This window comes from Amycolatopsis sp. NPDC043889 (assembly GCF_056435645.1).
Window position 1 is genome coordinate 191,297 of record NZ_JBWKEC010000009.1, and the last position, 23,433, is coordinate 214,729.

Annotated in this window: 21 protein-coding genes; 13 read left to right on the forward strand and 8 right to left on the reverse strand. The window is 68.1% G+C overall.

The features are described from left to right. Positions 1-334: 334 nt before the first annotated feature. A complete protein-coding gene (locus AC0685_RS19715) occupies positions 335-1,567 on the forward strand; it encodes an HNH endonuclease signature motif containing protein (RefSeq protein WP_478226910.1) in 1,233 nt (410 codons plus the stop codon). Between the two features lie 365 nt (positions 1,568-1,932). Here AC0685_RS19715 and AC0685_RS19720 read toward each other — a convergent pair whose 3' ends face one another. Further along, the gene (locus AC0685_RS19720; protein ID WP_478226911.1) at positions 1,933-2,853 is read right to left on the reverse strand and encodes a helix-turn-helix domain-containing protein; all 921 of its coding nucleotides are present in this window, start codon (positions 2,851-2,853) and stop codon (positions 1,933-1,935) included. A gap of 183 nt (positions 2,854-3,036) precedes the next feature. Here AC0685_RS19720 and AC0685_RS19725 point away from each other — a divergent pair, with 183 nt between their 5' ends. Together AC0685_RS19725 and AC0685_RS19730 are read left to right on the forward strand one after the other, a co-directional pair. Beyond that, complete coding sequence (locus AC0685_RS19725) at positions 3,037-4,239, forward strand: cytochrome P450 (RefSeq protein WP_478226848.1); 1,203 nt, start codon at positions 3,037-3,039, stop codon at positions 4,237-4,239. A 5-nt stretch (positions 4,240-4,244) separates the two neighbouring features. Continuing rightward, positions 4,245-4,424 carry a ferredoxin gene (locus AC0685_RS19730; RefSeq protein WP_340684182.1) on the forward strand — a complete coding sequence of 60 codons (180 nt, stop codon included), beginning with the start codon at positions 4,245-4,247 and terminating at the stop codon, positions 4,422-4,424. Positions 4,425-4,464: 40 nt separating this feature from the next. Here the strand turns inward: AC0685_RS19730 and AC0685_RS19735 are convergent, their stop codons facing one another. After that, entirely contained in the window at positions 4,465-5,016 is a 552-nt protein-coding gene (locus AC0685_RS19735) for a snapalysin family zinc-dependent metalloprotease (protein ID WP_478226849.1), read from the reverse strand. Between the two features lie 137 nt (positions 5,017-5,153). Here AC0685_RS19735 and AC0685_RS19740 point away from each other — a divergent pair, with 137 nt between their 5' ends. The 6 genes from AC0685_RS19740 to AC0685_RS19765 all read left to right on the forward strand — a co-directional run bounded on the left by AC0685_RS19740 (position 5,154) and on the right by AC0685_RS19765 (position 12,038). After that, complete coding sequence (locus AC0685_RS19740; protein WP_478226850.1) at positions 5,154-7,775, forward strand: P-loop NTPase fold protein; 2,622 nt, start codon at positions 5,154-5,156, stop codon at positions 7,773-7,775. A gap of 36 nt (positions 7,776-7,811) precedes the next feature. Further along, complete coding sequence (locus AC0685_RS19745) at positions 7,812-9,566, forward strand: substrate-binding and vWA domain-containing protein (protein ID WP_478226851.1); 1,755 nt, start codon at positions 7,812-7,814, stop codon at positions 9,564-9,566. 1 nt (position 9,567) lies between these two features. Continuing rightward, a complete protein-coding gene (locus AC0685_RS19750; RefSeq protein WP_478226852.1) occupies positions 9,568-10,080 on the forward strand; it encodes a hypothetical protein in 513 nt (170 codons plus the stop codon). Between the two features lie 50 nt (positions 10,081-10,130). Beyond that, on the forward strand, positions 10,131-10,496 hold the full coding sequence (locus AC0685_RS19755) for a hypothetical protein (RefSeq protein ID WP_478226853.1): 366 nt from the start codon (positions 10,131-10,133) through the stop codon (positions 10,494-10,496). A 29-nt stretch (positions 10,497-10,525) separates the two neighbouring features. Next, positions 10,526-11,227 (forward strand): Crp/Fnr family transcriptional regulator, encoded by a 702-nt coding sequence (locus tag AC0685_RS19760; RefSeq protein ID WP_125680634.1) that lies wholly within the window; start codon positions 10,526-10,528, stop codon positions 11,225-11,227. Between the two features lie 121 nt (positions 11,228-11,348). Continuing rightward, positions 11,349-12,038 (forward strand): hypothetical protein, encoded by a 690-nt coding sequence (locus AC0685_RS19765; protein ID WP_340684177.1) that lies wholly within the window; start codon positions 11,349-11,351, stop codon positions 12,036-12,038. A gap of 213 nt (positions 12,039-12,251) precedes the next feature. Here AC0685_RS19765 and AC0685_RS19770 read toward each other — a convergent pair whose 3' ends face one another. From AC0685_RS19770 to AC0685_RS19790, 5 genes are all read right to left on the reverse strand, one after another. Further along, a complete protein-coding gene (locus AC0685_RS19770) occupies positions 12,252-13,697 on the reverse strand; it encodes a DUF1996 domain-containing protein (RefSeq protein ID WP_478226854.1) in 1,446 nt (481 codons plus the stop codon). 167 nt (positions 13,698-13,864) lie between these two features. After that, entirely contained in the window at positions 13,865-14,419 is a 555-nt protein-coding gene (locus tag AC0685_RS19775; RefSeq protein ID WP_478226855.1) for a hypothetical protein, read from the reverse strand. 120 nt (positions 14,420-14,539) lie between these two features. Then, on the reverse strand, positions 14,540-16,057 hold the full coding sequence (locus AC0685_RS19780; protein ID WP_478226856.1) for a tripartite tricarboxylate transporter permease: 1,518 nt from the start codon (positions 16,055-16,057) through the stop codon (positions 14,540-14,542). Further along, the gene (locus AC0685_RS19785) at positions 16,057-16,554 is read right to left on the reverse strand and encodes a tripartite tricarboxylate transporter TctB family protein (RefSeq protein ID WP_378440887.1); all 498 of its coding nucleotides are present in this window, start codon (positions 16,552-16,554) and stop codon (positions 16,057-16,059) included. Before AC0685_RS19785 ends, AC0685_RS19780 begins: the two co-directional genes overlap by 1 nt. Continuing rightward, the gene (locus AC0685_RS19790) at positions 16,551-17,519 is read right to left on the reverse strand and encodes a Bug family tripartite tricarboxylate transporter substrate binding protein (protein WP_478226912.1); all 969 of its coding nucleotides are present in this window, start codon (positions 17,517-17,519) and stop codon (positions 16,551-16,553) included. The genes AC0685_RS19785 and AC0685_RS19790 overlap by 4 nt, the downstream gene beginning before the upstream one ends. A gap of 132 nt (positions 17,520-17,651) precedes the next feature. Between AC0685_RS19790 and AC0685_RS19795 the strand changes: the two genes are divergently transcribed. Both AC0685_RS19795 and AC0685_RS19800 read left to right on the forward strand, forming a co-directional pair. After that, positions 17,652-19,199, forward strand: a complete 1,548-nt coding sequence (locus AC0685_RS19795; protein WP_478226857.1) for a sensor histidine kinase — start codon at positions 17,652-17,654, stop codon at positions 19,197-19,199. Continuing rightward, on the forward strand, positions 19,196-19,858 hold the full coding sequence (locus AC0685_RS19800) for a response regulator (protein ID WP_478226858.1): 663 nt from the start codon (positions 19,196-19,198) through the stop codon (positions 19,856-19,858). The genes AC0685_RS19795 and AC0685_RS19800 overlap by 4 nt, the downstream gene beginning before the upstream one ends. Before the next feature lie 30 nt (positions 19,859-19,888). Here the strand turns inward: AC0685_RS19800 and AC0685_RS19805 are convergent, their stop codons facing one another. Then, on the reverse strand, positions 19,889-20,455 hold the full coding sequence (locus AC0685_RS19805; protein ID WP_340685812.1) for a TetR/AcrR family transcriptional regulator C-terminal domain-containing protein: 567 nt from the start codon (positions 20,453-20,455) through the stop codon (positions 19,889-19,891). A gap of 92 nt (positions 20,456-20,547) precedes the next feature. Here AC0685_RS19805 and AC0685_RS19810 point away from each other — a divergent pair, with 92 nt between their 5' ends. Both AC0685_RS19810 and AC0685_RS19815 read left to right on the forward strand, forming a co-directional pair. Continuing rightward, the gene (locus AC0685_RS19810) at positions 20,548-21,912 is read left to right on the forward strand and encodes a DHA2 family efflux MFS transporter permease subunit (protein ID WP_478226859.1); all 1,365 of its coding nucleotides are present in this window, start codon (positions 20,548-20,550) and stop codon (positions 21,910-21,912) included. Between the two features lie 92 nt (positions 21,913-22,004). Further along, entirely contained in the window at positions 22,005-23,207 is a 1,203-nt protein-coding gene (locus AC0685_RS19815; protein ID WP_340685814.1) for an ROK family transcriptional regulator, read from the forward strand. The last annotated feature ends 226 nt before the right edge of the window (positions 23,208-23,433 follow it).

A 23,433-nucleotide genomic window follows, 5' to 3' on the forward strand; every position in this document is an offset into this window, starting at 1 on the left:
TGCTGGGCGTTCGGGTGGCAGGTTCTGTCGGCGGCCTGCCTTTGTCGCCGGAAATCGGCTACGTGATCCGGTGGCTACCTCAGTGCCGGAAATCGGCGACGGACGCCCGGTGGTGCCTATCGGCAGGTCTCGGCTGAGACCTTGTTGCCGGAAGTCGGCGACGCTGCGCGGATGCCTCGTTGTCGTAGGTCGGGGATACCGCACGGCTGCTATGGCTGCCGGGCCTCCGCCGAGTGCTCGTTGTCGAAAATCGGCGATCCCGCCCCTCGTCGTGAAGCCGGAAACTGTCGGTGGCCGGTCGTATGGTCGTGGGGTGGACACACATTCCGCGCCTGTGGCGCTACTGGAAAAACTCGCTGAACCCGAGGTGCTGAAAGCTGTGAATGCTTCGGTCACTTCGTTGGACGACAAGGATTCCGTCGCTGTCGCGCAAGCGGCGTCGGCAGGGATCGCGCGGCTGGAAGCGGTCCGGTTCCGGGCGCTGGCGCAGCTGAACCGGCATCGCGACGGGGCGCGGAGCGTCACGCAGGAAGTCGCCTTCGCGCTGTCTCTTGTGGACAATCATGCCGGTGCGATGGTCGCCGCTGCCGACGCGTTGACCGCCCGCCTGCCCCGCACTCTGTCCCTGATGGACCAAGGAGAAGTGAGTGGCTTCGGCGCGATGAAGGTCGCCGCGGCCACCGCGTGGCTGTCGGACGAGGACGCCCGTACCGTCGATTCGCTCCTGGAGGAGCGGTTACCGGGCAGGAACCCTGATCAGATCCGGAAAGCAGCGAACCACGCGGCGAACACCGTCGACCGCGAGGGCGCCGAAGCGCGGGCCGAACGGCATCGCGAAGGCCGTCGCCTGACCTTGCGGCAAGGCGAAACGGGAGTGGCGTCGATCGAGGTCGAAGACGGACCGGTCGAGAAAGTCACCGCCGCCTACCGGCGCATCGATCGGGAAGCACGGGCGCTCAAGACCGGGGAAGAGACCCGCACCCTGGAGCAGCTACGGGCCGACGTCGCGCTCGACCTCCTGCTCGGCGGCCAAGGCGGCACCAGTGAACGCACCGAAGTGTTCCTGTACATGGATCTGTTCACCTACCTGGGCCTCAACGACGACCCGGCGGAGATGGCCGGACACGGCACAGTCCCCGCCGGACTGGCCCGGCACATCGCCACCGGCCCGAACACCGTGCTGCGCCGCATAATCACGGACCCGCTCTCCGGCCAGGTACTCGATCTCGGGCGGGGCCGGTATCGACCCACCGCCGGTTTGGACGAGTTCGTCCGGGTCCGGGACCGCGAGTGCCGAAGACCTGGCTGCCACCGTCCCGCGCAAGCATGCGACATCGATCATTCCGTGCCCTGGCAGCACGGCGGCCATACCAATGTCGACGAACTGATCGATCTCTGCCGACGTGACCACCGCCTCAAAGACGAACCCGGCTGGACCTACCACCTCGCCACCGACGGCACCCTCACCATTACCACCCCCACCGGACAGAGCTACGACAGCTCACCCCCGCCGCTTCACGTACCCCGCCCAAGGACTCCGCTCGCCGACGAGCCACCACCGTTCTGAGTCTCATTGCCGGGAATCGGCGATAGGCGGCTTTTGTGCGGAGGGCTCGACTTTCACCTTCAAGGACGCTCACAGGCAAGTCTTGCTGTTGGAACCGCGTCGCCGGAAAGTGGCGACGGGCGGCGTGCGAGGAGGGTGTCGCTTGGTCCTTTGAGCGGTGCTGGCAAGTCGCGCCATTAGACCGCGTTGCCGGAAAGCGGCGACGGGCACCGCGTGCGCAAGGGCTCTGCTTCGGCCCCTTCAAAAGCCGCTGCCAAAACTCGCCATTAGGCCAGCGTCGCCAAAAAGCGGCAACAGGCGGTGAGTCCGCAAGACTCCGCTCAAACCGGGCGCAGCCATCGCCTACCCGAGCCACCCGGGACCACTCAAGACCTCAAAGCAGCCAACTGCGCAGTCGTGAGCCGTTCCGCCAACGGGACCGCCCGATACTCCCCAGCGCGAGAATCCACCCGAACCGGGCCGGCGATGTGCGGGTGCTCTTCCGCCACCCGCAAGGCGGCCGCGGCCCGCTCGGTGGACCAGTCCAGTGCGGACGCGAGGGCAGGAAGGGAGAGTGCGCGCCCGGCGTGGAGGAGTGCGGTGAGTACGGTCAGCGCGTCACCGGCGAATACGGCGACGCGGTCGTCGTGCATGACTTCGTCGATGCGGGCGTGGAACCGGGAGAGGTCGTCCAAGCGGGCGCCCGCGGGTGTCGCGACGCCGAGGACTTCGGCGCCCTGGCGGGAGACCTTGACCCATTCCTGGTTCGAGCGGACGCTTTCGGCCCAGACTCGCTGCGGCATTTCCTCGTCGATGACGTACTGCTCACGGCGGCCGTCCCGTTCCCGCTTGAGCATCGCCTGCGCTTCGAGGTAGGCGACGGCGTTCGAGATCGAGGCCGGGCTGACCTGGAGCCGCCGGGCGAGTTCGGCGGCGGTGAGCACGCCGTCGTCGCTGACGGCCAGGCAAGCGAGGACGCGCGCGGTCATCCGGGGTAGTCCGGTCGCCACGATCATCTCGGCGAAGTCGGTTTCGAAGGCGCGTACGGCTTCCGGGTCCCGTCCGTAGCCGTTCTCGAGGACGGGGACGGCGCGCGGTTGCGGTTTGCGGCGCCGCGCGCGTTCGCCGGTCACGCGGTTCGCTTCGTCGGCGCGGTAGCCGGAACGGCCGCTGTTGCGCGCGACCTCGCGGCTGATCGTCGACGTCGGCCGCCCGAGCCGCCGGGCGATCTCGGCGTAACCGAGACCGTCCTTGAGCCAGGTCGCGATCAGCCGGCGGTCCTCCTGGGTCAGCCTGCCGCCCGGCATGGGCACCTCCTGTGCGTTCACGCGCAGATCATTGCAACGAGACGTTGCATTCACCGCCACGACCGTTGCAACGATTTCCCGAAATCTACCAGCAGCAACAGCGGAAATGCCAGTCCGTAGCTTTGAGTCAAACGTAAATGCAACGTAGCCTTTGGGTATCGGTAAAAACTGGGAGGAACAGCAATGACCACCTCGATCCCTCATCTCACCGAGATACCCCTCGAACGACCGAAGGGCTGCCCGTTCGACCCGCCCGCCGAGCTCGGCACGCTGCGCGACGAGCACCCGCTCGTCCGGCTGACGTTCCCCGACGGCCACGAAGGCTGGCTCGCGACGGGGCACGCGATCGCCCGGGCCGTCCTCGCGGATCCGCGGTTCAGCGCCCGGCAGGAGCTGATGCACTCGCCGCTGCCGGGCGCGGCCGCGATGGTGGAGATGCCACCGGCGGCCCCGGGGATGTTCATCAGGATGGACGGTGCGGAGCACGCGCGGTACCGCAAGCTGCTCACCGGCAAGTTCACCGTCCGCCGAATGCGGCTGCTCTCCGAACGAGTGGAGCAGGTGACCACCGAGTATCTCGACGCGATGGAACGGCAAGGTACGTCAGCAGACCTGGTGACGGCCTTCGCGCAGCCCATTCCGGCGCTGATGATCTGCGAGCTGCTCGGCGTCCCCTACGAAGACCACGAGTTCTTCCGCCGCAACGTCCTGCCGCTGAACCTGCCGGACGCTCCGGCCGAGGAGCAGGAAGCCGCCATCAACGCGCTGGGGGAGTACCTCTACAAACTCATCTTGGCGAAACGGGCCGAGCCGACCGACGACATCCTCGGCGAACTGACGACCACGGAACTCACCGACGAGGAGCTCACCAGTATCGCGTTCCTCTTGCTGGGAGCCGGTTTGGACACCACGGCCAATATGCTCGCGCTGGGCACTTTCGCCTTGCTGCAACATCCGGACCAGCTCGCGGTCTTGCGCGAAGAACCGGAGCGTATCGACGGCGCGATCGAGGAACTGCTGCGCTACTTGACGATCGCGCACACCGGTGCGCGCACCGCGCTCGAAGACGTCGAGATCGGCGGCCAGCTCGTCAAAGCGGGGGAGGCGGTCGCACTGTCGGGCATGGCGGCCAACCGTGATCCGCTGAAATTCCCGGATCCCGACCGGCTCGACGTCCGCCGGAACGCCGCCGGGCACGCCTCCTTCGGGCACGGGGTCCACCAGTGCCTCGGTCAGCAGCTCGCGCGGGTCCAGATGAAGGTCGCCTTCACCGGGCTGCTCGCCAGGTTCCCGAAGCTGCGACTGGCCGTTCCGGCCGAAGAGATCCCGATGCGGACGGATTCCGACATCTACGGGGTGTACGCGCTCCCGGTGGCGTGGGACTGATCGCGATGAAACTCGAAGTGGACCGGGAACGCTGTGTGGGCGCCGGAATGTGCGTGCTGACCGCGCCCGATGTGTTCGCACAGGACGATGAAGACGGCCGTGTCCGGTTGCTGGACCGGGACCCGGCGGAGATCGGCGACGCCGTGCAGTTGTGTCCGGCGGCGGCGATCACGGCGAGCGAATGACCGGCCAGGGGGTGCCGGGCGGGCACCCCCTGGCGCGGGATCAGCCGATTTCCGCGAGGACCTTGCCCGCGTCGGCGCTCTGCACCGCGGTGCCGGCGTAGAGCTGCTGGACCCTGGCCTTCTCCTGGGTGTTGGGGTTCACGTTGGTGCAGCTGACGCCACCGGTCGAGCCGGACATCAGCGACGAGCACGGGCCGGGCTTCACATCGGGCAGGCCGAGGCTGTGCCCGAGTTCGTGGGAAGCGATCCGGGGCGTGTGATAGCCCTGCTGGACGGCCTGCCTGCCCATCCACACGGTGACCGTGCCGCCGGGGCGGACCGGGCCGAGCGTGGCGCGCGGCCAGCCGTTGTCGGCGATGACCCGGATGTTGACCCGCTGCCCCGGCGTCGCCTTCACGATACGGACGTTGGTGACGTTGGTGTTCCAGACGTTGACGCCGGCGGCCACCGCTTCCTTGAACTCCGCGGCCTGGCTGTCGTCGTAGGTCAGGGTGGTCGCCATGATCTCGGCGGCACCGGCGGAGGGGGCCGAGAGCACCGAGATGGAGAGCGCGGCGCCGGTGAGCACCGCGGCGAAGGTACGTCGAAGCACGTTGAACTCCTCGCGTTTAAGGCGTGCTGGAATTTCGGAGCAGTGTCGACACTGAACCTTTCGAGGCGGTCGGGGTACCCGCCGATAGTCGCCTGTCGTTAACCATGATCTTGACGCGACCGGAAGACTGTGCCGTTATGACGACGGCGCGTTTCACTGGACACGAAGAACCGATCCTCGCGGTCGCGGTGAAGGGAAACCGCCTGGTCACCGGCGGTGCGGACCGGACCGTGCGGGTCTGGGACCTGGAGACCGGAGAGCAGCGTTTCGCGCTGAGCGGCCACGATCGGCCGGTGCTGGCGGTGGGTATTTCGGGGCAGTACGTGGTCGGTTGCGATGGGGCGACGGTGCGGCGCTGGCGGATCACCGGTACCGGCGCGCATCCCCCGGAGGTCCAGACCACCAGGCGGACCGTGGCGGTCGCGGTGGCGAAGGACTTCGCCGTGTCCGGCGCGGGAAGCACTGTCGAGGTCCGGAGGCTGGACGGCACGACGGTACGGGCTCTGCGCACCGGCGGCCCGGAGGTGGAGTCGGTCGCGGTGACCCCGGACGGCCGGGTGGTCGTCGCCGGGGACGACGCCGGTGGCGTGCGGTTGTGGGACGGGGAAATCGTTTCCCACTACCGGTTCGGCGGCGCGGGCGCGGTCCACGTGGTCGCGATCTCGGCGGACGGCCAGCAGGTGCTGTCCGCCGAAGGGGAGATGGTCCGGTTGTGGGGGCGCAAGGGCGATCCGGCCCTCGTCTTCCCCGGGCATACCGGCGTGGTGCGGGCGCTGGCCTTCGGCGCGGACGGCAGGTTGGTGCTATCCGGCGGCTCCGACGGCGAGGTCCGCGTCCGCGAGATCGACGACCCGCGCGACTACACGCTCCTCAAGGGACATCAGGGGAACGTCCGGGCGATCGTCTGCACCGCGGGCAACGAGAAGATCGTCACCGTCGGGGACGACCGCACGATCCGGGTGTGGGACCGCTTCGGCAACCAGATCGACGGCACCGGCTTCGTCGAGCCCAAACCGGGCCGGGCGCGGCCGCGGATCACGCCCGACGTCGAAAGTCCGGTCGACCTGATCGGTTTCCACGACGACGTGCGCACCCTCGCCGCGGTCATCGCCGACCGTGAGACCAGCCCGCCGCTGTGCGTCGCGCTGCTGGGCCCGTGGGGCTCCGGCAAGTCGAGTTTCGTCCGGCAGGTGACCGACCGGGTGGCCGAACTGGCGCGCCGGTCCCGCGGCGCCGCCGCCAACAGCGTGTTCACCGGTGAGATCCGGCAGATCCGGTTCAACGCCTGGCAGTACCACGACGACCATCTGTGGGTCGGGCTCGTGGACCACCTGTTCCGCAACCTCGGCGCGCCCGAGACGCACGCGGACTCCGGCGAGGTCCGCGCCGAACGCGAGGAGCTGCGCAATCGGCTCGCGGGACTGAAGGCGGTCAAGGCGGATTCCCCGCACACCTGGCGCTGGCGGCTGCTGGTGTCCGGGGTGGACCGGGCCGAACGCCGTCGGCGAAGGCTCGCCGTCGCGGGATACGCGGTGCTGGGCGTGCTCGGTGTCGCCGCGGCGATCACCGGCTGGGCGTTGTGGCACAACGCTATCCTCGCCGCGGCGGGCGCCGTCGTCGCGCTCGGTGCCGTGCTGACCCCGGCGCTCACCACCGCCAGGGCGGCCCTCGCGCCGGTGAAGTCCACTTTGGACAAGCTGCGGCACGACGTGGACAAACGCACGGAACGGTTCGAGATCGAGGTCCGGGAGACCGAGGAACGGCTCCGGCGGCTCGACGCGGCGAGCAGGCTCGGCGATCTGATCGAAGAGGCGAAGACCGGGAGATACGGGGACTACCAAGGGGTTTTCGCCCGGGTCCGCGAAGACCTCGCGAACCTGAGCGCCGATCTGGTGGACGCCAGGGAGGAATGGCTGCGGGCGGGCGGCACGGGCAAGCCGCCGCTGGAACGGATCGTGCTCTACATCGACGATCTCGACCGCTGCCCGCCGTCGAAGGTGATCGAAGTACTGGCCGCGGTGCATCTACTGCTGGCGCTGCCCGCGTTCGTCGTGGTGGTCGCGGTCGACCCGCGGTGGCTGCGGCGCTGCCTCGACCTGCACCACGAAGAACTGTTCGGCACGGGGGAGGCGCGACGGGCGGAGTACCTCGACAAGATCTTCCAGATCGTGTTCGCCTTGCGCCCCATGGGAAGCGCGGCGGACGAGCTGATCGACGCGCTGATGCCGATCGAGGAACGGGAACCGGAGCCGTCCGAGCCCGAAGAACGGCCGAAGGACGGGAGCACCCCCGAACCCGGCGAAACGAGGGAGGTCGTCGTCCAGGAAACGGCCCCGCCGACGTTCTACAACATGCGGCCGGACCGGCTGCGGCTCACCGAGGTCGAACGCACTTTCGTCCACGTGCTGCGGAAAAGGCTGAACACGCCGCGCGAGATCCGGAAGCTGGTCAACCTCTACCGGCTCGTGCGCATCGGCATCCCGGACGCGGAACTGGCGCGGTTCGTCGGCGGCCCCTACCGCGCGGTGCTCGTCCTGCTGACCCTGCTGGTCGCCGATCCGGACGCCGCGCGCGCGACGTTCGTCGCCCTCGCGGCCGGAGAATCGTTACGAGAGGCCTTTCCACCTGAATGGCGGCTAGACGCCGAATCCTTCGATGATCTAAAGGTCTATCGGAATTGGGTGGGCACTCTCGCCCGCTTCAGTTTCGAAACCTACGATCTCGTGACCGAGGAGACGGAACCGGGAACCACGTTGTAGCTACACTTGCCCGCTACGACGGCTAGGGGGCGGCGCATGCGGAGAACAGGCTGGCTTTCGCTCGTCTTCGGCGCGCTCGTCGGGACGCTCGTGCTCGTCCTGCTCGCCACCACGGTCACCGCGCCCTCGAACGCCACCAGGGCCGACTGCGTCCGGCTGGTCACCAGTTCCTCCACGGAGAAGGGCGACCTGATCGCCGAACTGGCCGAGCGGTACAACAACACCGGCCGGACGTTCGACGGCGGCCGGTGCGCGAAGGTCGAGGCGTACAAGAAGACCTCGGGTGCCACGCTCGACCTCATCGCCGACGGCTGGAACGACATCGACGAACGCCAGCCCGAACCCCAGGTCTGGCTGCCCAGTTCGTCGCTCTGGCTCGATCTGCTGCGCCAGCGCGGAAAGGGCGAGCGGATCAGGACCGGGCCGAAGACCTCCCTCGCGACCAGCCCGATGGTGATCGCGATGCCGGAACCGATGGCCAAGGCCCTCGGCTGGCCGGAAAGAACGCCCGGCTGGGGTGACGTACTGGAAATGAACCGCAACGGCGGCTGGGCCTCGAAGGGTGCGGCGTACGCCCAGTGGGGCAACTTCACGCTCGGCAAGGACAACCCGCGGCGGTCGACGTCCGGGCTCGCCGCGACCATCGCGACCTACTTCGCGGCGACGGGCGGCGACTACGGCAAGATCGGGACCGCGGAGACCGTGCAGTTCGTCCGCGGGATCGAGGCGTCGGTCGCCTACTACAGCGACGATTCGGTGGCCTTCCTGAAGACGCTGTACGAAGAGGACCGCAAGAAGCCGACGCCCTACATCAGCGCGATGGCGATGCAGGAGCAGATGGTCTACCTCTACAACCGCGGCGTGCCGACCGGGGATCCGGCGCAGCTGAAGGGAAACCCCGTCGCGCCGCTGCGCCCGCTGGTCGCCGTCCACCCCAGGGAAGGGACGATGCTGATCGACCATCCCTTCCTGACCACCGCGAACGCGTCACCGGAGCAGCAGGCGGCGGCCAAGGACTTCTACGACTTTCTCCTGGAGACCGAGCAGCAGAAACGGTTCCGTGATCTCGGGTTCCGGGACCCCGGCGGTAGCGGGAACCCGGAGCTGGCCAAGGTCGTGGGCACGCAGGAGACCCAGGAACCCCCGAAGATCGGCGTCCCGACCGGCGAGCAGATCCAGAAGATGCTCGACGGCTGGGAGTACACGCAGCGGCGCGGCCGGATCCTGCTGGTGCTGGACCTGTCCGGCTCGATGAACGAACCGTTCGACAAGAACCGCAAGGACAAGCCGTACTCCGAGAGCCGGATCGCCCTGCTGAAACCCGCGATCCGGAAACAGCTCGAGTACCTGCATCCCGAAGACGAGGTCGGGCTGTGGACGTTCTCCGACGGGTATGAGGAAAAGATGCCGATCGGCAAGGTGAAGAACGTCCGCGGCCCGATGCTCGACCTGGTCGAAAACCTGACCCCGAAAGGCGATACGGCGCTGTACCAGACCGTGATGGCCGCGAACGACAAGATGCGGCGGGAGTTCGACCCGAACCTGATCAACGCCGTCGTCTTCCTGACCGACGGCGAGAACACCGAGGCCGGGACGAAGGAGCAGGTGCTGCAGAACGTCGACGCCGAGCGACTGGACAACTCCGTCCGCATCTTCACCATGGCCTACGGCGCGCAGGCCGACAGCCGGGTCCTCGACGAGATCGCGCAGAAGTCCAAGGCCCGCAGCTACCAGGCCGTCGACCCGCACGGCATCGACAAGATGTTCGTCAACGTCTTCAGCAACTTCTGACATGGCCGAGTACGACAACCGGCCGTTCCACGTCGTCGCGGTGGTGCTGGGCCTGATCGCCGGGATGATCGGCCGCGCGGTGACCTATCCGCATCCGCAGGCCTGGCTCTTCGGCGCGGCCGCCGCGCTGGCAGTGCTGGTCCCGGCCGAGACCGCGTTCTTCGTGCTGAACGGCAGGCGGCGGAAGCCGGCGCGGGAGAAGAAGCGTGCGCCGCAACCCACTCCCTACGACCACTTCAGCCTGCTCGGCCGGGCGCTGACCGCCATCGAAACGGTGCGGCCGGGCGAGACGGAGCTTTCCGGAGCCTTCCGCCGGGCGGTGGCCCGGCTCGAAGAACACAAGAACCGGAACACTCCCGAAGTCGTCGAACTGCGGGTGACGGTGAAGCAGACCACCGACCGGCTGGAACGACACGCGGGGGACGAGAACCCTGATCCGGTGATGCTCGTCGAACGGATGGGGCTGTACCGGGAAACGCTCGAAGAGGCTCTCCGGGCGGTCGAACCGGGTTGAGTGTTCGGTGCCGAACAGACTACGGCCGTGCGTCATGCTGATCTGACAGCATGCCGTTGATCGGGCGCCGGGTTGTCGAGGGCGTGGAACATGTGGTCGTACCGGTGGAGCACCGGTTCAGCCTGGAGGAGGCCGTGCTGGCGGTGATGGCCGCCAAGAGCACCGTGCGGCCCGCTCCGGGAGTCAAGGTCGCTCCGCTGAAGGTGTCGGAGGTACGGTCAGCGCTGCTCTATGCGGCGAAACACGCCGACAGACGACACCAGATCGTGGACAGCTATTTCGTCGAGGCCGAAGACGGACCGTTGCACCGGTTGGCCGAGTGGATCAGATCGGAGCTGATCCGGCTGGGCATCTTCACCACCCACGACGGTTCCGCCGCCGGATCGGGTGGCCGATTCGGTTACTCTCCGCGATAGGTGTTCACGACTGCCTGGGAGGGTGTTTCGTGGGTTTGGGCCAGGAGGCCGCCGAAGAAAGAGAACGTCCGTTCCTGGAGCGACTGGACGAACCCGTCCGCGCCCGGTTGCTGGAAATGGGCACCCCGCAGACCTACGAGGGACGGCAGGCGCTCATGCGGGCGGGCGAACCCGGCGACTTCGTCATGCTGCTGCGGCACGGCTACGTGAAGGTGACCAGCGCCGACCGGATGGGCGCGACGGTCATCCTCGACGTCGGGGTCCCCGGAGATCTGCACGGCGAGATCGCGGTGATCGCGGGCGGCATTCGGATGGCCGACGTCGTCGCCATCGAAGAAGTGCACGTCCGGCGTATCGCGGCGAGCGAGTTCAACCGGTTCCTGCTGGAGCATCCGGCGGCGATGCGGGAGGTGCTCGTCAGCGTCGCCCGTAGGTTCGTGCTCGCCCAGCGGCAGCGGACCCAGTCCTGGAAACCGCAGGCGGTGGCCAGGGTCGCGACCAGGTTGGACTATCTCGTCGACGTCTGTGGCATCCGGACACCCGCCGGCTGGCGGATCGGGATCCCGTTGAGCCAGGACGAACTCGCGCAGTTCATCCCGATGGGCCGGACCATGGTCGCGCAGGCGCTGGACAAACTCCGGAAGGCGGGAGTGGTGGCCAGTTCGCGCCGGGCGATCACCGTCATCGATCGCGAGGCATTGCGGGTGGTCACGGAAAAAGGTGTGACTTAGCTCACTGGCGTTGATCGACGCGGGGTCACGTTTTGTTCGGTTCCGAACAGAACTTCCGGTGAGGAGTGGGAACACTGCTCCCTGTCGCCAGTTTTCACCGATCAGGGGAGGGGTCGCAGAGATGCAGGTGCTGACCTCAGGCCATTACAACGCGCACACCCACGCCGTCCTGTCCGTCGACATCGTCGGTTCGTCCAAGGCCAGCGACGACCTGTTGGACCCGATGAAGACCGAGATGGAAACGCTGGTTTCCCGCTCGTTCACCGCGGTCGGGCTCGCGCCGGGGGAAGCGCGCCACTTCCGGGAGACCGGGGACGGGCTGATGGTCGCGTATCCGGACCACGCCGTCGGCCAGCTCTGCGAGGTCGTGTTCCACCTGGACCATCTCCTCCGGACCCGCAACCGCTACGCCCGGGTCCCGATGCGGGCGCGCGTGGCGGTCCACATGGGACCGATGGCGGACAACCACCGCTACCACCGCACGTACATCACGCTGACCCGGTTGCTGTGCGCCTCCACCTTCAACGACGCCGTGGGCTACTGGTGCCGTTCGGATCCGACGGGCGACAAGTTCGGCGCCGGGATGATCGTCTCGCAATCCGTGTGGCGCAACGTGGTCGAGCCGTTCGGGGTCGCTCTGGTCCCGCCGGCCCGCTGCGCCAGGATCAGCGTCACGACACCGGATTTCGCGGACAGCGCGTGGATCCATCTGCCGGGCTTGGACGCGGAAGCGGTCCTCGCCGAACTGAACCCCGCTGTCGCGGTGCCGCTCGTGTTCGACCGGGTGAGCCGGTTGTCCACGACGGCCTGACCCAGACCGGGCGGTCCGGTTTCCAGGGAGGGAAAACCGTATCGCTCGCCGGTTCCCGGCCCGGTACCCCTACGCCGGGCCGGGAACCGGACCCCCGGCGCGGGGGTGAGGGCGCGGGTCATCCCCGCCGCGCCCTCTCGCGGAGACCTCGTGAGTGGTAAGGACGGTTAGAACCGTCCTTACCACTCACGAGACGGGACCACACGCGGCTCGCTACTGTCGGCACCTCTTGCCGCTGTTGACGCACTTCACCAGCTGGTTCATCAGCCGCTGCGACATGACGTTCGCGAAGTCGTCGTGATCGGAGCGAGGATCGTGCTTCTCCTGCGCGAACGCGTCGACCGCGTACTGCCCGGCGGCCTGGATCTCCGGCGGGATGTCGTACACGAGCGTGATCCGCAGCTGCGGCACGTTCTTGAAGCCGCGCGGGCATTTCCCGTTGCGGTCGGAGAACACGATATGCGTGCGGTGGTTGGCGCTGTCGGTGTTCTTCCCGTCCCAGCAGTTCGGGAACGAGTGGATACGCGTGACCTTACTGCCCCGGGGGCAGATCGGGTACAGCTCGGTGAGCCGGTCTTCGAAGCCGGTGCAGGTCCAGCTGGGCCGCGCGTTGGCCGGGCCGTTGGTGCTCTGCTTGGCGTCGCCGTAGAGCACACGCAGGAATTTCGGCATCGCGACGACCCGGCGGGCGCCGCCGCTGGTGAAGGTCAGGTCCACCTTCTCGGCGCGCTGGATCTCGCCTTTGTTGTCGCCGATCTCGTTGTTGTCGTTCGCACCGGGCAGGTCGGCGGCCTTGCCGTCGGACTTCTTCTTTTCGGCGTCGCCCGCGGCGTTGACGTTGCTGTTGTCGCCACCGTTGTCGAGGCCGCCCTCGCCATTCTGCTTCACCGCGCAGCCGGCCAGCTGGTCTTCGTTCTTCGCGACCGGTTTGCCTGCTTGCCGCAGGGTGTCGGCGATCTTCTCGATCGACGGCTTCCGCTTGTTCTTCAGTTCGTCGAGCACCTGGCCCGCTTGTTTTCCTTGCGCCAGCTGGTTGTCCGCGTTCTCGGACTCCTGGTCGAGCTTGTCGAGGTTCTCGTCCACCGCGGGCATGGCCTGGTCGGGGACCTCACTGAGTTCACTGAGCTCGCTGGCGACGTCGGGGCAGTCCACTTGGGCGGCCGCCTCGTCCTTGGCCGCGCTCGCGCGGTCGGCGGCGAGTTTCTCCTCGTTCGCCGCCTCGTTCTCTTCCTCTTCTTCGGTGTTGATCCGGATGACCGGCCAGAAATAGGCCGACTTGTCCCCGTTCTTGCACGTGGTGCCCGCGCGCAGCAGGCTCTTGTTGTTCGAATCCGCGTTGGTCGACAGGTTTCCGACGTAGTCGTGCAGATGCTCGGCTCCATTGCGGACACCGGGCTGCGCGATGAAGTTGTCGCCGTTGAAGTGGCCGTTCTCGTTGCGGCCGCAGTCCACGGTGAACGTCCCTCGTGCGCCTCGTTTCGCGAGGTCGAGGTTGACGTTGTTGCCGCGGGGGACCTTCGTGATGTCGATGAAGAAAGACTTGTCCGCGCCGTCGGCCCTGGCGGCGTCGGGGGTTCCGGTCGTGTTGATCACGACGATCCCGCTGACGGCGAGGGCGAGGGCGATGGCGCCCGTGGCGACCTTGGTACGGCGTGCCATGCGATGGCGGCCGGCGGTTCTTTGGTTACGGGGCATGAACTTGTTCACCTCGTTCGGTGTCGTTGCGCGGAGCCCGGGGGATGCGGCGCCGGCAGCACCGGCGTCACTGACTCCGCGTTGGCTGAAACGGCCCCGACGGGTGCCCGGTTCAAAACGCGACCTCGCCGTTATGCTTTCGTTATCTTGCGACGGCGGTGGTAGGCGAGTCCCAGAACGATGGTGATCGGCCCCCACAAGGCGAGCGGGGCGATGCAGATCGAGGCCAGCGTTTCCCAGCCTTCGTGGACGTAGGCGGCGTTTTCGGCGACGCCGAACACGGTGAGCCGTCGGCCGTCACCGAGGGGGATCGAGCTGAAGAGCGCGGTGAGGATCAAGCCTCCGGCCACGGCGGGAACGACCGCCGCCATTGGCCGGACGGATTTGCCGCCGAGGACCGGGATCCATCGGGGCACCACCTCGCCCCAGCCTCGGACCAGCCCGATGGCCAGGATCGCGATCACTTCGGAAAGCACGCTGAGCGTGAGGACGTACGGAATGCTCACCCAGTAGTCCGGCATCTCGCGATCGTGGATCTGCCCCATTTCGAAATGCACCGCGAAGGGCAGCCGCCACAGACACGAAGGCAGCAGGAGCCAGGGGAGTGCGTAGGCCAGGCGCATCGCCCAGCGGGGAACCGGCCGCTCGGTGTCGCTGACGGCCGGGGGACGGTGCAGGATCTTCATGAAACCGATCCTGTCGCCGTGTGGCGCCGGAAAGATCACTCGCGCGGACAAGTGTCCTCCTTCCGGAGAGGGAGAAGGCCCGGCCTCGGGGCAGTCGAGGCCGGGCCGGTTTCCCACTGGTCAGGCGTCCACCTTGTCCTTGGGCTCCGCCTCGGTGGCGGTGGGACGGGCAGGCAGGAAACGCTTGATCAACGGGAAGAACAGGATCACCAGGATGATCACGTAGACCACGATCGCGAACGGGGTGTTGACCAGTCCGGTCAGCTCGCCGTCACTGAGCTGCAGCGCGCGCCGCATCTGCTGTTCGGCGGCCGGGCCGAGGATGACGCCGATGATCGCCGGCAGCACCGGCAACCCGTAGCGGCGCATCGCGAACCCGATCAGGCCGATCACGAACATCACCAGCAGGTCGAAGATGTCCGCGTTGACCGCGTACGCGCCGACACTGGCGAAGAACAGGATGCCCGCGTAGAGGTACGGCCGCGGGATCCGCAGGAGCTTCGCCCACAGCGGCGCCAGTGGCAGGTTCAGCACCAGCAGCAGCGTCAGTCCGACGAACAGCGAGGCGATCAGGCCCCACACCAGCGAAGACTCCCGCTCGAACAGCAGCGGTCCCGGCTGGATGCCGTACTGCTGGAACGCCGCCAGCATCACGGCCGCGACCGCGGTGGTCGGCAGGCCGAGCGTCAGCATCGAGACCAGCGTCCCGGCGGCGGAAGCAGACGCCGTCGCTTCCGGGCCCGCGACCCCTTCGATGGCGCCCTTGCCGAACTCGTCCTTGTGCTTCGAGAGCCGCTTTTCCGTGACGTAGGAGAGGAAAGTCGGGATCTCGGCGCCACCGGCGGGCACCGCGCCGAACGGGAACCCGATGACCGGACCGCGCAGCCACGGCTTCCACGTCCGCTTCAGATCGGCACGCGAAAGCCAGGGCCTGCCGACCGGGATCGGTTTGAACGCGTTGCGCCGCAGGTGCGCGGCGACCCAGAGCGACTCGCCGACCGCGAACAGCGCGACCGCCACGATCACGACGTCGATCCCGTCGGCGAGATGCAGTGAGCCGAAGGTCAGCCGCTGCTGTCCGGTCATCTCGTCCAGGCCGACCAGCCCGATGGTGAGCCCGATCAGCAGCGACGCCACGCCGCGGATCCGGGAACTGCCCAGCACCGAGGTGACCGCGATGAACGCCAGCACCATGATCGCGAACAGATCCGGCGCGCCGATGTCGACGGCGTGTTTCGCGATCACCGGGGCCAGCACGACCAGCGCGATCGTGCCGAGGATACCGCCGACGAAATGCCCGATCGCGGCCGCCGCAAGCGCTTGCGCGCCGCGTCCCTTGCGAGCCATCGGGTTGCCGTCGATGGCCGCGACCACCGCGGCGCTCTCACCCGGCGTGTTCAGCAGGATCGACGTCGTCGAACCGCCGAACATCCCGCCGTAGTAGATGCCGGCGAACATGATGAACGCGCCGGTGGGCTCCAGCCCGTAGGTCACCGGGAGCAGCAGCGCCACCGCCATGGCCGGGCCGATACCCGGCAGGACACCGATCGCGGTGCCCAGCAGTACCCCGATCGCCGCCATCGCGATATGGGTCGGGGTCAGCGCGGTGCCGAAGCCGTCGATGAGTTGCTGGAACATCAGAACACCTCCATCAACGGGCCACCGGGGAGCGGGACTCCGAGCAGGTTGTTGAAGACCAGGAAGGTCACGACGGACATGCCCGCCGCGATCAGCGGGTCACGCACCAGGTTGCGGCTGCCGAGCGCGTACGCCGCGCCCCAGAACAGGATCGCGCCCGAGATCGGGAAACCGACCAGGCCGATCAGCGCCGCGTTGGCGAGGAAGGCGCCGCACAGCAGCAGCACCGTGCGCAGATCGGCGGGCGCGGTCAGGTCGATGTCCTCGCCGCCCTCGGCCTCGCCCTTGCCGCCGCGCAGCACGTCGCGCGCCAGCAGCACGGCGACGAGCAGCAGCAGCGAGCCGACCAGGATCGGCACCGCCTTCGGTCCCACCGGGCCGCGCTGGGCGAAGTCGGTGGGAATGCTCAGCGCGTCGGTGAGCACCAGGACACCGAGCACCACGAGCCCGACGCTCACCCCGAGTTCGGAGCGCTCCTTCAGCCACGTGGTCGTCATGCCAGACCTAGCTCTTTCAGCACCGTTGCCACTCGAGTGTTCTCCTCTTCGAGAAACGAACCGAACTGCTCACCTGGCGCGAACGCGCCGGTCCATCCGTTGCGCTGCAAGGCTTCCTGCCATTGCGGCGTCTTCTGCAACCGCTCGAACAGGCTCACCAGCTTCGCGCGGTCCGATTCGGTGATGCCGGGCGGCGCGACGATGCCGCGCCAGTTGGTGAACTTGACGTCCACACCGGACTCGGCAAGCGTCGGCGCGTCGATTCCGGGGATCCGGTTCCCGCTGGTCACCGCCAGGACCCGGAGCGTGCCCGCCGCGATCTGGTCGCGGTACTCGCCGACCCCCGAGACGCCGAACGCGACCTTGCCGCCGAGGACCGACGCGAGCAGTTCGCCGCCGCCGTCGAACTGGACGTAGTTGACCGTCTTGGGCGCGAGCCCGACGGCCTTCGCCATCAGCATCGGCGCCAGGTGGTCCGGCCCGCCGGGCGACGAGCCGCCGCCGACCTGTACCGCGCCGGGGTCCTTCTTCCAAGCCTCGATCAGCTGACCGATGTTCTGGTACGGCGAGTCCTTGCCGACCACGACGATGTCCGACTCTTCGATCAGCTTCGCCACCGGCGTGGTGTCGAGCAGCGAAGACGGCGACTTGTTCGTGAACACGCTGCCGACGACGCCCAGGCCCATCGACATGACGAGTTTGCCGTTGCCGCGTTCGGCCACCGTGCGGCCGAGGCCGACCGTGCCGCCGGCACCGGGGAGGTTGAAGACCTCCGCGTTGCCGAGCAGGTCGGCGTCTTCCATCGCCTTGGTCGCGGTCCGCGCCGTGATGTCGTAACCGCCGCCGGGCGCGTTGGGCACGAGCACCCGCAACGACCGGATCTGCGAGCCCTCGTCGGCCTCGCCGCCCGGGGTGAGCAACGGTGGCACCAGCAAAACGGCGACGAGCGCCGCCGCGATGGCCAACCAGCTACTGGGCTTCACTGTGATCCCCGCCTCTCTGCCGCGTGGTTGGACATGTTGCACTCGTGTAAACAGAGATGTCTCGCTTAGACGCCTAAGGTTTCTTTTGTTCTTTGTGGTCACGCGGAGGTGGCGATGGGTGCTCGGGGTTCCTTGGCCCGCCAGCTCCTCGTGTGGCAACTCGTAGTCGTCACCTGCCTACTGTGCGCGGTGGGCGTGCTGGCCGTCGTCCAGGCGGGGAACAACTTCCGCACGACCGAGGGACGCCGGGCGCTTTCGGTCGCGGAGAGTGTCGCCGCGCAGGGTGTCGTGGGCGACCTCGAGAACGGTCCGTTCGAATTGAACGCGCCCGCGGAGACCGCGCGAAGCCTCTCCGGGGTGGATTTCGTGGTCATCGCGAGCGCCGACCGCTCCGTGCTCGCGTCACCTGATCCGGGTCAGGTGCGGACGCTGCTCGACATCGGCGAGAGCACTGTCCTCTCTGGACGGTCCTGGGTCGGTGAACTCGACGGTTCGATCGTGGCGCACGTACCGGTGCTCGACGAAAAGGGCGGCAAGGTGATCCGCATGGTCGCGGCGGGTTCGAAATCGCCCGGGTTCTTCGCCGGCGTGCTCGACTCGCCGGACAACGCGCTGCGGGTGCTGGGGGTCGCACTGGTGATCGGGGTGAGCGGTTCGCTGCTGCTCGCGCGGCGCGTGAAGAACCAGACGCTCGGCCTGGAGCCGCACGAGATCACCGCGCTGGTCGAGAACCGGGAGGCGCTCCTGCACGGCATCAAGGAGGGCGTCGTCGGCCTGGACCCGCAGCACCGGATCACCCTGGTGAACGATCAGGCCCGCGAACTGCTGGCGCTGCCGGAGGACGCCGTCGGCAGGTCGGTCGAGGACCTCGACCTCAACGAGCGGATCCGCGACCTGCTCACCGGCCGCGCGACCGGCGCCGACCAGATCGTGTTGCGGCAAGGGAAGGTGCTGACGCTGAACCGGATGCCGATCGACGTGCGAGGAGCCGTGGTCACGCTGCGGGACCGCACCGATCTGATGACGCTGCGGGACGAACTCGACGCCAGCAGGCACGCGACCGACACGTTGCGGGCGCAGGCGCACGAGTTCAGCAACCGGCTGCATACCATCTCCGGGCTGCTGGAACTCGGGGAATACGAAGAGGTTCGCGGCTACGTCAGCCGGATCAGTTCGGCGCAGGGGGAGTGGCGCGCGGAGGTCGGCTCACGGGTCGGCGATCCGGCGGTGGCGGCGTTGCTGATCGCGAAGGCGTCACTCGCCGCGGAACGCGGGGTCGGGCTGCGCATGGCCCCGGACAGCGAACTGGACCGCGTCGAGGACGCCCTTTCCACGGATCTGGTGACAGTGCTGGGAAATCTCGTCGACAACGCGCTGGACGCGCTGAGTTTGAACAAGCAGGGCGGGGAGCAGGGCTGGATCGAGGTCGGGGTGTGGCAGGAGGAGGACGAAGTGCGGGTGGAGGTCCGTGATTCCGGACCGGGAGTCGCCCCGGAGATCGCGGAAGAGGTGTTCGAGCACGGGTTCACCACGAAGGCCGCCGCGCACGGCCAGCGCGGGCTCGGGCTAGCGCTGATCCGGCAGGCGTGCGTGCGGCGGGGCGGTTCCGTCGAGGTGCACAACTCCGGCGGCGCGGTGTTCACGGCGAGGTTGCCGCGATGATCAAGGTGCTCGTCGTCGACGACGATTTCATGGTCGCGAAAGTCCACAGTGGATACGTCGCGCGCACAGAGGGGTTCGCCGTGGTCGGGGTCGCGCACACCGGTGCAGACGCGCTCCGCCTGGCGCGGGAACTGAAACCGGATCTGGTGCTGCTCGACGTCTATCTTCCCGATCTCGACGGGCTTTCGGTGCTGCGGGAACTGCGCGCGACCGAGGACGTCGACGTCATCCTCATCACCGCCGCGACCGACGTGGAAACCGTGCGGCAGGCGATGCGGGGCGGCGTCCTGCACTATCTGATCAAGCCGTTCGAGTACGCGTCACTGCGCGATCAGCTCACCCATTTCGCGTCGTTGCACCAGCGGCTGGACCGGCTGGCCGAGGCCGGGCAGGCCGACGTCGATCAGGTCTTCGGCGCGCGGCCGAGCGCGAAACCCGTGCTGCCCAAGGGACTCACCGTCCAGACCGCGCGGTTGGTGGAAACCGCGCTGCGGGGCGCGGCCGGCGGGATGTCCGCGAGCGAATGCGCCGAGGCGACCGGCGTGGCGCGGGTGAGCGCGCGCCGGTACCTGGAGCATTTCGTGGCGACCGGAAAGGCCGAAGTGACCCTCAAGTACGGCGGGACCGGACGCCCCGAACGCCGTTACCTCTGGTCCTGACCCCTTCCGCGTTCAGTCCTCTAAATGCGGCTAGGCGACATCCTGGTCCGGCGGATTCGCGGCATCGACGTCGGCGCGGAGCCCGGCGATCAGGCGTGCGAGACCGTACTCGAACGAGGCGGCCGGATCCTCGTCGTGGTCGCCGTCGATGTGCTGTTGTTCGTCGATCGCGCAGCCGAGCGTGTACCGGCTGATGGCGAGGATCGCGTGCGTCGCGTCTTCTTCGGTGAAACCGGCCCGCAGCAACGGTTTGATCAGCGGCGTCATCGCCGACCGGTCGGTCGGGCGGGAGCCCGCGTGCAGGCGGGCGCCGTCCCGGTAGGACAGCAGGGTGCGGCGGATGGTGCGGGCGCGCCGCGCCAGCCACTCGGCCCAATCGTCCATCGCCGAGGGATCGTCCAGCGGGGCGAGCCGGTCGTTCAGCATGGTCTCGGCCATCTGATCGAGCAACGCCTGCTTGCTCTTGAAGTGCGTGTAGAGCGCGGGACCCCGCACGCCGAGTTTCTCCCCGAGCTTGCGCAGGCTCAATCCGTCCAGCCCGACCTCGTCGAGGAGTTCGAGCGCGGCTCGAACGTAGCCATCCCGTCTCACGACCATGCGCACACCTTCGCCGGTCCGTATCGGACTTGACAACTCGGCAATATCTTATCACCGTTAAGATCTTAACGGTGATAAGATGGGCAGGTAGGATGATCGGAAGTCCCGAGGAGCGCATAGCCCCGGCGTTGTGGGGGATGGCCTCGATCCTGACCCTCGGCGGGTTCCTGTCGATGTTCATCTCGACCGTCGTCAACGTCGCGCTCGGCACGATCGCGGCCCGATTCCAGGCACCGCTCGGTACCGCCCAGTGGATCGCCACCGGCTATCTGCTCGCGCTCGCCGCGATGGTGCCGGTGAGCGGCTGGGCGAGCCGCCGCTTCGGGACGACGCGGCTGTGGCTGGTGTGCGTCGGTCTGTTCGCGGTGCTTTCCGTGCTCTGCGCGACGGCCCCGACGATCGAGGCGCTGATCGCTTTCCGTGTCCTGCAAGGCGCCGCGGGCGGGCTGCTGGTCCCGGCGGGACAGATCCTGTTCGCGACGACGGTGGGGCCGAAGCGGCTCGGCCGGATGATGGCCGTGCTGAGCATCCCGATCTACCTCGCGCCCGTGCTCGGCACCCTGGCGGGCAGCGTGCTCACCGAGCGGTTCGGCGTGCCGTGGTTGTTCCTGGTGAACGTGCCGCTCTCGCTGCTCTGCCTGCTGCTGGGCCGGAAACGGTTGCCGAAGGAGGGCTTCGTCGACACCCGGCCGCTGGACCGGCATGGGTTGGCGCTCACCGTGACCGGGCTGCCGTTGCTCGTGTACGGCTTCGCCGAAGCCGCCCCGATCGCGGCGGCCGCCGGCGCGACCCTGCTCGCCGCCTTCGCGGTCAGCGCGCTGAGGTCGCCCGCGCCGTTGCTCGATCTGCGGCTGTTCCGCGACCGGACGTTCTCCTCGGCCGCCGCCGTGATCTTCGGGATGGGGATCGCGTTGTTCGGCGCGATGATCGTCCTGCCGCTGTACTACCTTGACGTCCGGCACGAAAGCCTCGTCGCCACCGGCTTCCTGACCGCGCCCCTGGCACTCGGCACGGTGCTGGCCCTCCCGCTCGCGGTCAGGCTGACCGACCGGATCGGCGGGGCCCGGGTGATCTTCGCCGGGCTGATCGTCACGATCGCCGGGACGGTGCCGCTGGCGCTGCTCACCGGAACCGACAGCTACTGGTGGCTCTCGGCCGTGCAGGTCGTCCGCGGTTGCGGGATCGGACTCACCACGACCCCGGCGCTCGCCGCCGGGCTGGTGTCGGTGCCCGAGGCGCGAATCTCCCACGCGATGCCGCTCTTCGCCATGCTGCAACGGATCGGCGGATCCTTCGGGACGTCGATCCTGACCTCGGTCGTCTCCGCGCGGTTCGCCGCCGCTCCGGGGGCCGCGGCGGCCGTCGCGGGCACGCACTGGTGGATCGCCGGGATCACCGCGATCGTGCTGATCCCGGCGTGGCTGCTCGTTCGCGCCGAATCGTCCACAGTGGACTGACTGTGCCAGTGGGTTTGTTCCCGCCCGATGCGTCCCGATGGTTCCGAGTGGCATTCGGGACAGCCGGTGGACAACGCCGTAGGCTCAGGTGAATGAGCACGGCATCCACCTCGGAGCATCCGATGGTCGAAACCCGGCACCAGACCCAGCTGCTCACCCTGTTGCGGGATGAGGGACCGATGTCCCGGGTCGAACTGGGGGAGCGGCTGGAGCTGCCGCGTGCCCGGGTGGGGGCCGAGGTCGCGCGGCTGGCCGAGGTCGGCCTCGTCGAGACCGCGGGTCCCTCTGCGAGCCGCGGCGGCAGGCGGTCCACGCTGGTGCGGCTCGCGGGAGACCTGCGGGTGCTGTCGGTCGACGTCGGCGCGACGTCGGTCGGGGTCGCGCTCACCGACGCTTCGTGCGAGGTGCTGGTGCACACCGTCGAGGACTGCGACGTCCGGCAGGGTCCGCACGCCGTGCTCAAACGCGTCGTCGCGCTGGCGGAGAAGATCCGCGAAGAGGCGCCGGGCAAGCTGATCGCCGCCGGGATCGGCCTCCCGGGGCCGGTGAGTTTCGCCGAGGGCATGGCGGTCGCGCCGCCGATAATGCCCGGCTGGGACCGGTTCTCCGTGCGCGACCATCTCGGCGGGCTGCTGCGCTGCCCGGTCACCGTCGACAACGACGTGAACTCGATGGCGCTCGGGGAACGGCACGCCGGCGTCGCGCGCTCCATCGACGATCTGGTGTTCGTCAAGATCGGTACCGGGATCGGCTGCGGGATCGTGCTCGGCGGCAAGGTCTACCGCGGCGTCGCCGGCACCGCGGGCGACATCGGGCACATTCGCCTCGACGACTACGGGCCGACCTGCGCCTGCGGTGAGACGGGCTGTCTCGAGGCGTACTTCGGCGGCGCCGCGCTGGCCCGCGACGGGCTGACGCTGGCACGCAGCGGCCGGTCGGCGTACCTCGCCGACGTCGTCGCGGACCGAGGAGCGATCACCGCCGCGGACGTCGGCCGCGCGGCGGCATCGGGCGATTTCGGCGCGGTCAACCTGATCCGTGACGGCGGGCGGCGGCTCGGGCAGGTGGTCGCCTCGCTGGTGAGTTTCGTGAACCCGGGCATGGTCGTGATCGGCGGCGGCGTGGCGCAGCTCGGGCATCAGCTGCTCGCCGAGATCCGCAGCTCGGTCTACCGGCGGTCGCTGCCGCTCGCGACCGGGAACCTGCCGATCGTGCTGTCCGAGCTGGGGGACACCGCGGGCGTCATCGGGGCCGCTTGGTCCGCTACTGATCGGGCCTTCACGCTGAGCAGCTGACCGCTTGCGGTGGTCGTGAGTGGCGATTCGGGTTAGAACCCGAATCGCCACTCACGACCCACCTGACCCATGCCTCACGGCACGTTGAGCACTCACCTGATTCCGAATAGTAACGTCAAGATCGTACAGACTTTCGCTCAAACTATGCGAAAGTCTGCGCGGTTCTGGACGGCTATTCGGGTGAAGGCGGGCATTTCTGTCCTGTTGTCACCTTGACGAGTGACAC